We start from the raw sequence: 15,619 nt of genomic DNA on the forward strand, positions 1-15,619 counted from the left end.
ACCGGTCCGCGCTTCGTTTTCATACGGTTTTCATCCGATAGTTCGGAAGTCGCCGAACCACGCTCGAACGATCGACCCGAAACTACTTCTCCCTCTTGCGCAATCCAGCAGCCGCCAACCCCGCTGCCAGAAAAGCCGTTGCAAATGCCACGGCGAAGGGCACCGAGGTATCTCCCGTCGAGGGCATCACGAACACGCTCTTCACAGGCTTGTCCGGAGTGGGGGGAGTGGGGGGAGCCACCTGATTCTCGACGCCAACCGTCAGGCTGTTGTCGTCGGTCGCCTCATCGACGTCCACGGTCTTCAAAACCGCTCCGTCCGCTCCGATCTCCTGAACGGCATAATCGACGCGCTTACCGGTTGCGAAATCGAACACGGCAAGATCGGCCACGGTGGCCTTCCAGCCGTCGGCCTTCTTCAGCTTCGCTTCCCCTACCACAGACCCGTCATCAGCCTTAATCACACGCACGGTCACTTCATCTGCGGTTATCAAGTTTTCAGGAGCCGGAAGAGTGCCCATCTTCCATAGCTTTTCGATGGTCAGGTCTTTCAGGGGGTTAACCACCCTCATTGCCTGGTCGGCAGCCGCACCCTCGAAGTCGCTTGCCGTGAAGCGCTTTTCGTACACAAGCGAGCCATCGGCCTTCTTCAGAGGGTTCTTCTGGTCGTCGATCTCGACCAGCTTGTACTCGATGGGCTTCGAACGAACATCTTCGGCGGGCAATCCGATAATCTTGGACTTCCAGCCGTTTTCCTTGTTCAGCTCGATGATGTCGGAAAGCTTCGTACGCTTGCCGTCTTTGCTCAGCACGATAGCGTCAACGGGAACGTCTTTCCCTTCAAGGATGCGATACAGCTGGAAACGCGCAACGGCCGTATCGGGAACCCCGGCTTTGGGCTCTTTGCCCGTAGACTCGTTGTTCCACGCCTTCTCGAGCGCGGCATCGAACGCCGGATCCGTTCCGAACACCAGATGTCCGTTCGAGCCGACGCCTGCACCTCGGAACGACGAATTGTTGTGAATAACCATCGTGGCCACGCTTTTGGCCAAGCCAACCGACTTGTCGGAAACGACCGCGTGCAGCCCCTCGTTCGACAGCTTATCGGTGGGAGCGCCCTTAAGCACAACCGGATCACCCGGGTTCGCCTCGTCGAAGCGGCTAGGATCCGCGTTGCTGCCGTCGCGGTAGTACAGAACCGAGCCACCGCCCAGAATCCTATCGGCCAAATCCATAGGCTGAGACCCGTCGCTGCCCAGATTATCGTGGGCGATGTCGTCGCCGAACTGCTCTGCCTCGTTTTTCACGATGGCACCGCCGTTCGTTACATGAAGCACCAGGCTGCCGGTCGGGCACGTCCACACGCCGGCACCGATGGTGCCTTTGTTATCGGTCACCAGCGTGTTCTTGAAATGAGCTGTGTAGGATTTCGTGGCAACGTACACGCCGCCGCCCTGTTGGTCCGCTTTGTTGCCGGAAATATCGCCCCCGTTGAAATACACGTCGTTCGAGACGATGTTCACGCCGCCGCCCGTTCTGTCGGCGGTGTTGCCGGTTATGGAGCCTCCGTTCATAGTGAACGATGCAGGTTGGAGCAACGAGTATTCCTCAAGGGATAGGCCGCTGGACCCTCCCTCGCCATCAATTTCGGCCCACGTATTGCTGGCGCCCCAGGTGTAGAGGTTCATGGCGTTCACGCCGCCTCCGTTGGGAGCATGGTTGTCCTTGATCTCGCCGCCGTTCATGGTTACCGCGGCGTTTCCGAATATAAGAACTCCTCCGCCGCCGAAGCCGGACTCGTTACGCTCGATCGCTCCCCCGTTGATCTCGAAGGTCGAACGAACCTTCTGAGCTGCTTCGGGGGTCATATTCTTCAGATCGGAACCGTAAATCCAGTTCCACACGACAACGCCGCCGCCGAAGCCGCCGTTGTCGGAAATGGATCCGCCGTTCATCACAGCATGGGCTCCGTTATGCACCAGAAGTCCGCCGGCCTCTCCGTACGAAGAACCCGACACGGCACTTCCGAAGCCCTTGCTGATCTCGCCGCCGTTCATGGTGAACAGGGCACCATCGCTTACCGCAACGTTACCGGCGCCGTACTGAGCGTAGCTGGGATCCTGGAGTCGCATGTTGTCGGAAACTGCTCCGCCGTTCATGGTGAACGAAGCGTCCGGACCCTTCACGGTTACCGCTCCAACCGCGGCGCCCCGCAGATCCCTGGCTCCGTGAATGCTGCCGTCTTCCATAATGAAAGAGCCCTCAACCAGAACGGTCGGCTCACCTGAAGGTACCCACTGTCCACGAGAGAAGACCTTCACGATGCCGGCGCCCGCTTTCGACAGCGTCAGCTTCGCTCCCTTTTCAACCTTCACCATGACGTTGGTGAATTTATCTTCCCTCGTCAGAGATGACGACTCTTCTCCCCAAGGCGTCTTTGACTGAAAGCTGCAGAGCTCGATATCGGCTCCGGCGGGAATCACGATGGTTTTCGTTATCAGCACATCTCCGACACCCAGATAGATTCGGGTAGGGGTCGTACCCGCATCGTCAATCGCCTTCTTCAAGTCTTCCTGACTTGCTATATAGCTGGTAACTCCGTCAGCAAGGAAAACCTCTCTGCGGTCTTCAGCATGCGCAAGCGGCATCGACCAAGCCAACGCGATGGCAAACACCGTGGCTGCCAGAGCGCTGCAAATTGCCCCCCCCTCGCTTCTTTTCTCTCGTCCGTTTAAGCTGCGTTTCCATCTTGGCCTATCCTCCTGTTTACTACCGATGTTGGTATAACGCTTACCTTTCTAAGGATAGACGATTTTAATTGAACTAGATAGACCGCAAGGTACGGGGGCGCGAGCATTTTTCCGTACCTCAAGCAGCTAGCCCCCTTACAACAAAAGGGCCCCGGGATGATTCCCGGAGCCCGCAACGTCTGCTATAGGAGAAGAATCCTACAGGTTCTTACGCCTTCTTGCTCGCAGGGCGAAAGCCGCAACCAGCAGAGAGCCGAAAGCTCCCGCTACCAGCACGGCTGCAACGGCGGAGTCGCCGGTCTGAGGGGCGACCTTCACCTTCTTGGCAGGGGCAACCACCTTGCCGGTATCCACGTTCGGCTTATCCACCTCGGGCTGACCGGGCTGGGGGACATCCTTCTCGAGCACCGTAAGCTTCGCGGTGGTCGTAGAAGTCGCACCGGCTTTGTCGGTCACCTTGAAGATGATCTCGTAAACGCCGGGCTTGCCGGTAGTGAAGCCCTCGGGGTAGGTCACCTCGGGAACGAGGTCGCCATCCTCGGGGTCGTAAGCACGCGTCACCATGTCTTTGATGGCATCGAACGGGTCGCCAACGTGGATAGTCACGTCGCGAGCCTCGACCGAAGGCGCCTCGTTCATGGGGATCAGTTCCTTCTGAACCTCGACGGTGAACTGGATCGCATCGGCATCGGTAGCGATGGCATCTTTGCCGGGCTGCCATTGCTTGGCGTTCCAAACAAAGCTGAACGCTTCTCGATGGGTATTTCCAGAAGCGACGCCAAGGAAGCCGCCCTTTACGCTGCCCGAAACGGTCAGGCGCTTGGGAGTGTCATCCTGGGCCACATCCATCTTCACACCCGGCACCAGCAGCTTCATCCAGCCGTTTTCATCGCCGGCACGCTCGACAGCCGCCTTCAAGTCGGCATAGGTGCGAATGTCCTCGGGCTTGTCGAATACCAGCCCGATCTTGAGGGTCTTACCCTCGATCGAAGAGCTGGAAATCACGAACGGACCGAAGTTCTGGGCAGCAAGACCGGATTCGGTGGCGTCGGTGAACGACATGCCCTCGGGCAGCGTGAACTGAACATGGAACTCGCTGCTCTTAACCTCTACGTCGATGTTCTTGGGGTCGGGATTACCGAAGGCCCTCTCGACAAGCTTCATCTGCTCGAGCACGGGATCGACCTTGATGGCCCCCGTGAACGTCAGAACGTCGGCGGCCTTAACCGGGAACACGGCGTCGTGCTCGGTCTCGGTTCCGATAAGGATATCGCCCTCCAGATCGCCCTCAGCCGGAGCGGGCACCTTCAGCGTCGCCTGAATGACCGAGTCGTTGGCCGCATCGACGTCTTTGCCCTCGGGGTTCTGAACCCCATTCCACTTGAACATGAACAGCTTCACGGTTTGGTTGTGCTTGGCTTTGGCGTTGAACGAGCCTTCGACCGAGCCCTTCACCACAAGCGTGGAGGGAACGGTTACCGCAGAGGAAACCAGCACGTCCTGCACTTCCAGATACATCCAGTCCTTAGTTCCGTCGCCTACCGAATCGACCGCCTTTTCAAGATCGGAGTAGTTGGCTATAGCGTCGGTAAGATTGAACGTGACCTCGATGTCGTTGCCGGTTTTCTTAACGTCCTTGACGGTGAACGCGCTGCCGAAGTTGACGCCCTTTACCACGGGGGTATCCGAGACGGTCAGGCCTTCGGGCAAAGTCAGCTTCGCCGTGAAGTTGAAGCTGTCCACCGTGATTTCGATTTCATCGTGCTTGGTGTTGGGATACAGCGCCTCGATGGCAGCCATCTGCTGCTTCACGGGGCCGGCGTCGATGGCGCCGACGATCTTCAGCTTCTCTCCCACCACCGTGGGAAACGCCGCATCATGCGTGGTGTCAAGCGCGCGGTCGATGTTGCCGGCCACCAGTATGTCGGCGGGAATCGGCATCTCGACGGGCTTCTTAACCACCAAGGTGTGACTTATGGTATCGGGCATCTCGGGATTGGCCGCCGAGGCGAGCTGCTTGGCGGTCCAGGTGAAATTGAAGAGCTTGCTGGTGCCGCCCTCGTCGGTGGCAAGGGAAGAGAAACTGCCCTGAACGCTTCCGGTAGCGGTGAGTACGTCACCATCGGCAGCCTTGCCGCCGTCGATCTTCAGGCCGTCAACGTTCACCGAAAGGGTGGTCGCATTGGCGCCGAATGCTCGTGAGTTGGCGGAAATCGTATCGTTTCCGCCGGTAGATTCCACGGCATCTTTCAGCTGCTTGTAGTTGCTTATGCCGTCAACGAGGGTGAAAACGACCTTGACCTCGTTGCCGCTCACGGTGGACTGGGCAACCTTGAAGCAGCTCCCCAAACCCCTCACGGTAACGGCGGGGTTCTGGGGGATAACGATGCCGTCAGGAAGGGTCATCGTTGCCGTGAAAGTCGATTTCGGGTTGGCAAGAGCGATGCTTTCCGGCTTGCCCGCAGCGTCGGGGAACATGGCCTCCACGCCAGCCATAGCGGCCTTTACCTGCGAAACGTCAACTTCACCGGTGAGGCTGAAGGTTTCGGTGTCGGCAGCTACCTCTTGGGTCTTGTTGCTTGCCTGGGGGTCGGCTCCCCACATATCGCCATCGAGCGTGAACGCGTTCTCGATCTTCTCGATACTGGGATCGTCGATCCATTGAATGTAGTAGGTCGTATCCGACTTTATCTCGGGGTTTTCCCCAGGATACGTTATCCCGTACATCTTCTTCTGCACGAATCGGAAGGTGTCCTTCTTGCTGGTTGCAGAGCCGTACCACAGTACGGAATCCTCCAACTTGTAGCCGGGATTCACCGCACTGCCCTCGGGCTTGAGAAGCTCGGTATCCGTATCGCCAAGAAGCTCGAGAAGCTTCTGCTGATACGTGGCCTGGTTTATTACGGTAGCAATTTCACCGCCGTTTTCATCTTTCTCGATCTTGAAAACTTCGGGCTTCGTCTTGAACACGGAAGAGTCGGTGAAGGAACCGCCGTTCGCAGAGAACTTGACGGTGTACTTCTCGTCTTCCCACTGAGCATACAGGTCGACCTTCTGGTCGCCCTCCGGAACACTGATCGCGGATTGAGCCACATATGCCACTCCGGATCCGTCGGGTTTCGTGTTCCACGACTTGAACTTCTTGCCCGGTTGCAAGAAATCGTTCCTGGCTGCGACCACGCTCTCGAACGAAAGCGCTTCCGTTACTCTATCGGGCCTGTTGTCAGATACCGCATACGTCACATCAGACGAAGTGTTGCTGTGGTACACAACCCCGTAGCTTGAGGCGTTGGCCTTCCATTTGGCGTAAACAACCATATCGGACTTGACGACATCGGCTTGAGGAGCGAACGGCTTCTCGACGCCGCCGTCTTTATAGAACCAACCCAGGAAGTCGTAGCCGATTGCCACCGGCGTGTTCGGCACCGAAGCCGTTCCAGCCGCGGGAACCGCAGCGGGCAGAGAGTAACCCCTCATCGCCGTTGATTCGAGATCGGCCGTGGTTCCGTCTGCATAGGTGGCCGCAACCTTGCTGGCGGCGTCATCCGCATTCAGCTTGAAGGTAACCTTCGCTGCGGGAACCCATACGTGCTTTTTGCCGTCGGATGAAGCGGTTGCCACTTTGTACGAATACGTAGCGCCGTTTTTGTTAATGGGCTGAAGTTCATTGACGGACGAATCGGCAAGCGTGAACAGCATAAGCTTCTCGCCGCCGTTTGCAGAACCGTTGGTGGGTATCGCACGGCCCGTATAGAAGCTCTCGGAATACTTCACGAGATAGGATCCGCCAAGAACCACATAACCATCGGCCTTCGTAGACTGGGACAGGCCGTTATCCGCGTCCTTGGAAGCGGGGGACTCAACGCGGCTGTTCCCATTGAAAGTTATGGTGCCCTTGTCCTGGCTTCCGAAAAGCGATCCGCGATTCTTCCCATAGCCGATCATGGTCGAATCGTTGAAGACAACGTCTCCGGTGTTCACGTTAAGACCACCTGTAGGCGAACCCTGCAAGTCCAAAACAGAGTCGTTGAACGTAAACGGGTTCTTGCCGCCGCTGGTGTTAACCGAAATTCCAGCGGTACGGCCGCCAAGCGTCGTGATACGAGAGGAGCTGACCGTTCCGCCCGCGCAGAAGAAGGCGGGGCCACCGCCGAAGAACGAACGATACGGGTCGACCGTGAACTCGGAGTTGTCCATCGTCAAAACGTTCACATAGTAACCGGAGTAGCCGGAAACCTTCAGCGAAGCGTTTTTGAGGGTGAGATCCGTCTGATCGAACCACGTTTTGCTTGAAGTGACGCTGACCGTCGCGTTCTCGAAAACGGTGGAGTCACTATAAAAACTTGTGTTGTAACCGCCGGTGGAAGTAATCTTCACGCTGTCCTTTGCGGCAGAGCCCTTAACCGCGCCGGCGAGGTGGATTCCGCGACTATCCTTAGCTGCGCCGTTGTTCGTAAACTCGTACACACCGTCGGTGATAGTCGAACCGGCCTGAGCGGTAAGCGCAGTAGCGAAACCAGACATGCTGAGCTTGCCTCCGGGCGCGCACTTAAGCGTCGTGCCGCCGGGGAATACCAAGCCGTTCTTGCCGGTTCCGGTCATGGCAACGTCGCCCTCGATGATAAGCGTGACGCCTGCGGGAATGGTGATGGGGTCGGTAAGCCCGAAATTACCCTTCACGTGAATGGTTCCGCCGTCCTTTACGGCAGCTATTCCCGCCTGCAAAGTTTCAAGAGCCTCGCTCTCGCTGTTGCCAGCGGCCGCATCAGAGCCGTTGGTCTTGTTGACCCAAACCTCGGCAAGCGACTTAGCAGCGGGAGGCGCCGACACTGCGGCTTCCCCGCTCTGCGCCGCCATCGTGCCGCCGACGGCGGGGGAACCCGGAGCGGATGCCGAATCGGAAGCGCTTGCAGTATCCACAGGATTAGCTTGGATACCTGCGCTTACAGCATCACCCCCCATTGAAGCGTCGGGATCACTCGATGCGGCCGGCGTTGCGGCGGGCGTCGAGGCATCAGGCGCGGCGGGCTCGTTCGTTTCGCCCTGGCCGAATGCGCCTGTGGGGAACATGAGCAAAGCAAGAGTTATCGACAAGAATGCCGAAAGCGCCTTCTTCGACCACGTTGAACCCGAAGATCTCGGTTGGTCCATGCTCTCTCCTTCCGATAAAAATCGATGCTGACTACCGATTAACCTCTGACTACATTCCTAGATTAAAAAAGTAATCTCCCCCTTATAGCATTCCTCTCGAAAAATAATCAGGAGAGCAGGCTGAATTATACAATTGAAATAGATGTGGAGACGTAAAGAAAAAGCACCCTGCCTGGTGAAAGGAGGATGCCTGTAATTCAAAGTGGCGGAGGATGAGGGATTCGAACCCTCTGGTAAAACCATCTTTGAACTTGCTATATTTATTAGTAACTCACATAGATCATGCTTTTTCTGTCCTGGCGCCGAGAAAGTGAGGCGGGTCGGCCACCGGGATCTTTCGAATTCCCGGAATGTCCGACCCGCCGGCAAGGTCGCTCGGGGCCGCCCCGCAAGGGCACGGCCCCGCTGCAAAACTTAGCCTACCTCCGTCCGCTTCGACCCCGGGGTCGCCATCATGGCCTCGGTGGAGAGGGCTGCGGGGCCGCCGAAGATCCAGCCGTCGCACTCCTTCCAATCCGGGGTGCCCCAGCCGGCGGAGGCCACCTCGAGGACGGCCGAGGTGTCGTGGTCAGTGGCAAGGAGCAGCACCGACCCGCACCGGCCGCAGAGCGCCGCGCCCGTCAGGGCGTCGTACCAGCTCGAAGCCGTCGCCACCCCCATGCCGCTCCTCGAGGAGCCGTTAGCGAGGGCCCATTGCGCGAACAGCCTCGAGGTGTCGACCGAGTCGACCCCGCCCGCGCGGGTGAGGGGGCGTCCCCCCAGCTGGGACTCCGCCGACTCCGGGACGGCCTCCCGGCCGCCCATGATCACGACCCACCTGTCCGCGACCTCGGCGAGCGCGGCGTCCGACAGGGAGCCGTCGGGGCCGGTGAGGAGCACGGGGCAGCCGTTCGCGTAGGCGTAGGGCGCGGCGGCGAGGGCGTCCTGGAACGTCGATGCGGTGGCGACGAGAACCTTGCGGCCCCCGTGCCCCAGTTCCCGCGACACGGCGACCGACGTCTCCGCGGCGTCCTGCCCGAACACGCGCCGGAGCTCGGCGCCGGACCTGCCGGCGATCTGCACGGCGGCGGCCTCGGACACGGCGGCCTCGCCGCCCACGACGATCACCTTCGAGGGCCGGAGCCTGTCGAGCTGCGCCAGCGTCTGCTCGGGGACGCCGTCCCTGTGCGAGAGCAGGACGGGCGCGCCCTCCCTCCCTGCGAGCGGGGCGGCGGACAGGGCGTCGTGCCAGCTCTCGTCGGTCGCCACCACGACCGTGCCACCCTGCTCGGCCCAGCCCCTGCCGCTCGACACGATGGCCGCCATCGTGTCGAGCGCGGTGTCCCCGGCCAGGCGGGGCCAGCCCGGCTCCAGTTTCCAAGCGGCGCCCGCATCCCCCGGCCCGGGCTCGGGCAGCGGCTGTGGCGGGGCCTCCCCGGCGAACGCGGCGCCGGCTCCCAGGAGCGAGACGCACAGGGCGAGCCCGGCGGCTATAGAAGTGGTTTTCCTCATCGTCACATCTCCTTTCCGGCGAGCCGTCACCAGACCGCCTTGTTGAGCGATTCCTCGACCTCTCGCGACAGGGCGGCGGTTCCACCGAAGATGTAGCCCTGCCCGATCAACGAGCGGTTCCTCTTCACGAATGATACTAGATCGGCCGAGTTTCCCGTAGCCGTCAGGATCAGAGGGGCCAGGTATGCCCGATGACGTCAGGAGCTGAGGGGTTTGTGCTGTTCATGTGGATCGTGATCATACTCGTCTGGGTGGGCGCGGTTGCAATCTGCACGTCCTCCCAAGTCGCTCTCGTGGTTCGATCCATCCAGATATGCCTGTACACGTACCTGGCCCCCATCCCGTCCGCCACCATTGCCTCAGATGCGCTCACACCTAAGTCACATAAGTTTTCTGATCCATAACGGATTCACATCGATTGCGGCAATTACGGTCGGTTACGAGAAAGTTGCGCGCAAAGAAAAATGCATCTCGCTGGTGGGAGCGAGATGCATTGAATTCGAAGTGGCGGAGGAGGAGGGATTCGAACCCTCGTTACCCTTAAAAAGGTAAAACAGTTTTCGAGACTGCCGCATTCAACCGCTCTGCCACCCCTCCGCGTGGGTGCGGCCAGCTGGTCTCAATACCGGCCGTCGGACATGCGTCCAAGCGTTTGTCGAAGACTGCCGCCTGTAGGCGATCACGTAAAGTGGCGGAGAGATGGGGATTCGAACCCCAGATACGCTTTTGACGTATACACGATTTCCAATCGTGCTCCTTCGGCCAGCTCGGACATCTCTCCGCGTCTCCGACTGACTGCACCTCTGGGATGCAGCAGGTAGGTAGTATACAACAGCTTTTCGGTGGTCACAAGAGTGCAGAACGCTATTCGCACAAGGGACGCGAGCCTTATCGGATCGCACCCCTTGAAGCAGAACAACCGCGAAACAAACCCTGCGACAAAGCTCACTACTTCGCTGCGCGACGCTTCCTCAGCGCGAAGGCAAGAGTCCCCGAGGAAACCAGAGCGAGGCCCGCGACAACCGCAGCAATCACGAACGCATCGCCCGTTATCGGCAGCTTCGCAGGAAAGGAAGCCTTAACGGCGGTATCGGCCTGCGCCTTGTCGGTGGTCGGTACGACACGAGCGGCGCTGTCCGCCGGTGCCGAGGAATTCAGTATCTCGTAAGCAACGAGTACCGTCCTTGCATGTGCGTTACGAAAACAGATAGATCGAACAGGTCGCTCATCATACGATCCGTAAGTATCTCCTCTTTAGCGCCGTCGGCGAACACCCGCCCGTTCTTCAAAGCGATAACCCGCTCGATTTCGGGAACGATATCGTCCAGATAGTGCGTAACCAGCACCAGGGGCTTCCCCGCTTGCACGATGCGCCGCATAGCGTGCCTCACGTAATGCATGCCCTCGGGATCAAGTCCCGTGCACGGCTCATCGAAGCACAGGGCAGTAGGGTCGCCCACCAGGGCCCGGGCAATAAGAACACGGCGTGCTTGACCGGTGGACAGCGTCAACATGTCCCGTTTGGCAAGATCTGCGATCCCGATCTGCTCCATACAGATTCGAGCGATCTTCCGAGCGCGGGCAACCTCGCACGCATCCATGCGAGGACGCAAGCCCAGCGTTCCCTCCACCCCGCCGGCAACGATATCGAGAACAGGCAGATGAACGGCCGCTTCTTCCTGCATACCCGTCGACACCACGCCGACAAGCGAGCGGATTTCGGAAAGCGTTATGCGCGGACACCCCCGGAATACAACAGGGGGACGATCCCGATGCAGGGGGAGCAACGTGCGCGCGATAAGCCCGACAAACGTGGACTTTCCCGAGCCGTTCGGCCCGATTACCGCCACCGACTCCCCCTCGGCGAGCTGGAGGGAATCGATGGACAAGATGGGATGTCCCGCACGTTGAACCACCGCGTCTTTTATGGAAACGAAAGGTGCGGGAGAGAGAAGCTCCCCCGCACCTTGAATATCGATAGCGCTCGCCACGTTCCGGACTACGAATTGGAAGCTGGCTTCTCGGAGTCGGAGGACGCGCCCGGCGCCGGCGAGGTGGAATTGCTAGGGTACTTGCTCATATCGATATCGTAGGACAGGCCCTTGGGCATGTCGGCCACCTCGATAGTCGCCTTCTCCTTCTGCTGCGCGATCCAATCGGAGAACGCAGACTGCGACTTCTTCGAAAGAGACATGCGCACGATGGCATCAAGCATGTCGGAGGGTATCTGATCGATGCTGGTGATCTCGGAAGGGGCCTCCCAAATATCGGTGCACTTGATGATGTGAATGCCGAACTTGCTGGTTACCAGATCGCTTATCTGGCCTTTTTCAAGCGAACCCAGAGCCGTAGTATATTCGGAAACGAAACTGGACACCTTGTCCCAACCAACATCGCCACCGTTTGCAGCCGAGCCTCTGTCGGTTGAATCCTGCTTGGCCGCCTCTTCGAACGAAAGGACCCCCGATTTAAGCTGATCAAGAACTTTCTGGGCCTTTTCGGTGTCGTCGGAGGCGAACAGGATGTGGGAAGACCTCTTCGACCCGCTTAGAATCGAAGCGTACTGCTTGGCGTACTCAAGCTTCTCGTCGTCGGTAACCTCGACGCTTTCGGCAAGCTTGCGCTGGACATTGGTCTTCAAAATGGACGAGGTGATGGTGTCGCGATAGTCGTCCTCAGAGAACCCGGAGGAAGCCAGTGCCGACTCCCAAGCTTCATCGGAATCATAATTGGCCCTCATCTGCTCGATGTAAGAGTCGACCTCGGAATCCTCAACGGAGATTCCCAGTTCAGCGGCACCACTTTTCACCAGCTCCTGCTCGACGTAAGCGTCGATCATCTGCTGACGGATGGTTTCGGGGGTCATGCCGTACTGCGCAAGCCACTGGCCCCAGGCAGAATCTTCAAGCAGACCGTAGCCATCGCGGATCGATTGGATCTGCGAAGTGATCTCGCCCTCGCTTAGCGTCGCGCCGTTGATGGTAACCGCGGTTTGGGCGCTGGGATCGGCTGTGGAGTTCGAACCGGAACAACCAGCAAGACCAAGGGCTCCAGCTACAACGAACGTCGCTGCAACGGCCATCTTCGCAAATTTCTTCTTCAGCATATTCACCTTTTCTATCTGCCAGCGCATTCGCAAAGGAGCGCATGAACATACCCGCCCATTATCGCATTCATCTTGGCGGTCGATAATGCGTGCACAATAAGGACACTGATAGTTCACGATGGTTATCAAAATAATAGGGGCCTCTGGTACCGGAGGCCCCCGACTTCCCTACTGCTTGTTCGCCTTCTTCCGATCGATGGCCGAAAGCAAGCGCTTCCTCAATCGAATCGACTGGGGAGTAACCTCGACAAGCTCATCGTCCTCGATGTATTCAAGCGCCTCTTCCAACGTAAAGGTTTGGGGAGGCGTAAGCGAAATCGCCTTGTCGGCAGACGAGGAACGCTGGTTGCCCAGGTTCTTCGACTTCTCCACGTTCACCACCATATCGCCTTCTTTGGCGGACTCACCGACGATCATTCCCTCGTAGCAATCCTCGCCAGGACCGACGAACAGCTTGCCGCGTTGCTGAAGCGTATCGAGCGCATAGGCTACCGACTTGCCCGTATCCATAGCGATCATCGAACCGTTCTTACGATGCCCCATCTCCCCGCGGTAGGCACCGTACTCGGAGAAGTGGTGGAACATGACGGCTTCGCCACGGGTCGCATTCAGAAGGCGCGTGCGCAAACCCATCGTTCCCCTCGAAGGAATCTTGAACACCAAATGAGTGTCCTCGCCGCGCTGGTACATATCGATCATCTCGCCGCCGGCAGTTCCGAACACCTCGATGGCCTTGCCCGCATACTCGCTGGGAACGTCAACCGTCGCTTCCTCGATAGGTTCGAGCTTGTTGCCGTGTTCGTCCTTCTTGATGATGACGCGGGGACGTCCCACCTGGAATTCAAATCCTTCGCGGCGCATCGTTTCCATAAGAACCGAAAGATGCAGAACGCCGCGGCCCGCCACCTCCATGCCCGTAGAATCGGGGACATCGGTGATGCGCATCGAGATATTGCTTTCCGCTTCCTTGAGAAGACGCTCACGAATCTGGCGGCCGCCCACGATATCGCCTTCGCGGCCGACCAGCGGGCTGGTAGAGGGTTCGAATACAACCGCCATCGTGGGCTGCTCGACTTCGATCGGATCCAGACGGATCGGGTTCTCGCGGCTGGTAACCATATCTCCGATATCGGCGTCCTCGACGCCCACCACCGCGATGATGTCTCCCGCCGTAGCTTCGGCAACCTCCTCTTTACCCAGGTCGCTGAACACCATGACCTGCTTGATAGAGGTGTTGTAGCGGGTTCCGTCGTTCTTGATGACAAGAGCCTGCTCGTTTTTGTGCATCGTGCCGGAGTACAGACGGCCGACACCGATGCGCCCGACGAAGCTGGAATGATCGACCGTGCAGATCTGAAGGGCCACCGGACCCGACGGCTCGCAATCGGGCGAAGGCACCTTGTTCACGATGGTATCGAGGAGGGGGATCATGTCCATATTCTCGTCATCGTGGGAGTACCGAGCGTAGCCGTTCACAGCGGAGGCGAACACGACGGGGAAATCAAGCTGCTCGTCGTTCGCATCAAGCTCTACCATCAGGTCGAATACTTCGTCGACCACTTCGTCGGGACGTGCGCCGGGACGATCGATCTTGTTGACCACCACTACAATGCGCAAGCCCAAAGCCAGCGCATGGCGCAAAACGAATCGGGTTTGGGGCATCGGGCCCTCGAAGGCGTCCACGATAAGCAAGGCTCCGTCGGCCATGTTCAACACGCGTTCGACCTCGCCTCCGAAGTCGGCATGACCCGGGGTGTCGATGACGTTGATCTTAACGTCGCCATACTTGATGGCGATGTTCTTGGAAAGGATGGTGATGCCGCGCTCGCGCTCCTGATCGTTGCTATCCAGCACGCGCTCTTCGACGCGCTGATTCTCGCGAAAAGCGCCAGCTGCGTACAATAGACGATCAACCAGCGTGGTTTTGCCATGATCGACGTGGGCGATGATGGCGACGTTGCGGATGTTCTCTTGTTTCAATATCTCTTCTTTCTGTTGGAATCCCCATAGGGATTCGGACGGCCTTTGCGTCTGTTCAGACGGTGGTTGATAGACGGGTAAACGGTTACTCGCTTGCGAGCTCTTCTTCAATCCGACGTTGCTCTTTCTTCAGCCTCTTCAGATGCTCGTCGATGGTATTCACCGTGTTGTTCGACGAAAACAGTTGAACGACCCCCCAAACGGCAACCGCAGAGGCAATGCCGGCGATGGCGGGAATACGGCGCAACCCGAATGCAACCAAACCGCCTGCAACCAGCATCACCAGCCCCTGATGCCTTTGGTCGAGCGCCAAATCCTTCTGCTCGACCAGCTGGACGCGTGCCTGGGCTATTCCGGCCAATCGAGCCGAGCGCGTATCGCCGGCGGTCACCCCATCGGAAGGGCGCCCACATGCAGAGGAAGAGGGCGGCTGTTTCCCCTTCGTCAGAAAGTCGTACGCTTCCTGCAGGTACTTGAACTGCTCGGTTGCGCGGGACTGAAGCTTCGCGTTCGAGGCGAACTTGTCGGGATGAAGAATCTGAACCATCTCCCGATAGGCGGACTTGATGTCGTCCATCGAGGAGGTAGGCCCTAATCCCAACGCGCGCAGAGCCTCGTCTCTGTTCATGCAACCCTCCTTCACTTCCATGCGACCTTACATGGTAGCGGGCAGGGAGCTCGCGCATCCCATCTGGGATGAATTGCCATAAATATAACGGGCGGTTCATGACTTCAAGATGGGACGGGAAAATGAAAAGCCGCCCCGAAGGGCGGCGGCGTTTTGGTGGAGAATAGGGGGATCGAACCCCTGACCTCAGGCTTGCAAAGCCCGCGCTCTCCCAGCTGAGCTAATTCCCCGAAGGAACACGTTCTTGTAATAAACGCTCCACCGGCAAACTCGGCTCACGGTGGAGCGTTTATCGCAAAGTAAATGGTGGGCCCGAATGGATTTGAACCAGCGACCTCACGCTTATCAGGCGTGCGCTCTAACCAACTGAGCTACGGGCCCTTGCAAAAGTGCTTGAATACCTTACGTCAAATATCCGTAGAAGGTCAAGCGAAAACTTCTACTTTTTTCTTTTTCCCTACCGAAGCCCTTAAAGAAACCTCCCCGCCGCATTTCGCAGCAGAGAGGTTTCACG

General features: G+C 58.5%; 9 protein-coding genes and 4 tRNA genes. 1 reads left to right on the top strand and 12 read right to left on the bottom strand.

Annotation, left to right across the window (positions count from 1 at the left end):
• Window positions 1-82: 82 nt before the first annotated feature.
• The 3 genes from EIH26_RS02220 to EIH26_RS02230 all read right to left on the bottom strand — a co-directional run bounded on the left by EIH26_RS02220 (window position 83) and on the right by EIH26_RS02230 (window position 9,391).
• Complete coding sequence (locus EIH26_RS02220) at window positions 83-2,647, bottom strand: Cna B-type domain-containing protein (protein WP_124060568.1); 2,565 nt, start codon at window positions 2,645-2,647, stop codon at window positions 83-85.
• A 300-nt stretch (window positions 2,648-2,947) separates the two neighbouring features.
• Entirely contained in the window at window positions 2,948-7,669 is a 4,722-nt protein-coding gene (locus EIH26_RS02225) for an InlB B-repeat-containing protein (RefSeq protein ID WP_164470952.1), read from the bottom strand.
• Window positions 7,670-8,314: 645 nt separating this feature from the next.
• Complete coding sequence (locus tag EIH26_RS02230; protein ID WP_124060570.1) at window positions 8,315-9,391, bottom strand: cell wall-binding repeat-containing protein; 1,077 nt, start codon at window positions 9,389-9,391, stop codon at window positions 8,315-8,317.
• 191 nt (window positions 9,392-9,582) lie between these two features.
• Between EIH26_RS02230 and EIH26_RS02235 the strand changes: the two genes are divergently transcribed.
• Window positions 9,583-9,795, top strand: a complete 213-nt coding sequence (locus EIH26_RS02235; protein WP_124060571.1) for a hypothetical protein — start codon at window positions 9,583-9,585, stop codon at window positions 9,793-9,795.
• Between the two features lie 101 nt (window positions 9,796-9,896).
• Here EIH26_RS02235 and EIH26_RS02240 read toward each other — a convergent pair.
• From EIH26_RS02240 to EIH26_RS02280, 9 genes are all read right to left on the bottom strand, one after another.
• Window positions 9,897-9,988, bottom strand: a tRNA-Ser gene (locus EIH26_RS02240).
• Window positions 9,989-10,080: 92 nt separating this feature from the next.
• Window positions 10,081-10,172, bottom strand: a tRNA-Ser gene (locus EIH26_RS02245).
• Between the two features lie 167 nt (window positions 10,173-10,339).
• Complete coding sequence (locus EIH26_RS08645; protein WP_124061751.1) at window positions 10,340-10,600, bottom strand: LPXTG cell wall anchor domain-containing protein; 261 nt, start codon at window positions 10,598-10,600, stop codon at window positions 10,340-10,342.
• The gene (locus tag EIH26_RS02255) at window positions 10,546-11,382 is read right to left on the bottom strand and encodes an ABC transporter ATP-binding protein (protein ID WP_241152729.1); all 837 of its coding nucleotides are present in this window, start codon (window positions 11,380-11,382) and stop codon (window positions 10,546-10,548) included. The genes EIH26_RS08645 and EIH26_RS02255 overlap by 55 nt, the downstream gene beginning before the upstream one ends.
• Window positions 11,383-11,390: 8 nt before the next feature.
• On the bottom strand, window positions 11,391-12,497 hold the full coding sequence (locus EIH26_RS02260) for a peptidylprolyl isomerase (RefSeq protein ID WP_164470953.1): 1,107 nt from the start codon (window positions 12,495-12,497) through the stop codon (window positions 11,391-11,393).
• 168 nt (window positions 12,498-12,665) lie between these two features.
• Window positions 12,666-14,477, bottom strand: a complete 1,812-nt coding sequence (typA, locus tag EIH26_RS02265; protein WP_124060573.1) for a translational GTPase TypA — start codon at window positions 14,475-14,477, stop codon at window positions 12,666-12,668.
• Between the two features lie 85 nt (window positions 14,478-14,562).
• Window positions 14,563-15,105, bottom strand: coding sequence for a J domain-containing protein (locus EIH26_RS02270; protein WP_124060574.1), 543 nt, complete (start codon window positions 15,103-15,105; stop codon window positions 14,563-14,565).
• A gap of 154 nt (window positions 15,106-15,259) precedes the next feature.
• Window positions 15,260-15,335 (bottom strand) — tRNA-Ala (locus EIH26_RS02275).
• Window positions 15,336-15,409: 74 nt separating this feature from the next.
• Window positions 15,410-15,486: transfer RNA gene (locus tag EIH26_RS02280), tRNA-Ile, on the bottom strand.
• Between the last annotated feature and the right edge of the window lie 133 nt (window positions 15,487-15,619).

Source organism: Gordonibacter sp. Marseille-P4307 (genome assembly GCF_900604965.1).
Taxonomy (GTDB): Bacteria; Actinomycetota; Coriobacteriia; order Coriobacteriales; family Eggerthellaceae; genus Berryella.

What these genes read in the sequence shown, in the direction of transcription:
- EIH26_RS02270 (WP_124060574.1), bottom strand. Translation starts at nt 15,105, where the DNA reads ATGAACAGAGACGAGGCTCTGCGCGCGTTGGGATTAGGGCCTACCTCC.
- EIH26_RS02260 (WP_164470953.1), bottom strand. Translation starts at nt 12,497, where the DNA reads ATGCTGAAGAAGAAATTTGCGAAGATGGCCGTTGCAGCGACGTTCGTT.
- EIH26_RS02220 (WP_124060568.1), bottom strand. Translation starts at nt 2,647, where the DNA reads ATGCCGCTTGCGCATGCTGAAGACCGCAGAGAGGTTTTCCTTGCTGAC.
- EIH26_RS02230 (WP_124060570.1), bottom strand. Translation starts at nt 9,391, where the DNA reads ATGAGGAAAACCACTTCTATAGCCGCCGGGCTCGCCCTGTGCGTCTCG.
- EIH26_RS02235 (WP_124060571.1), top strand. Translation starts at nt 9,583, where the DNA reads ATGACGTCAGGAGCTGAGGGGTTTGTGCTGTTCATGTGGATCGTGATC.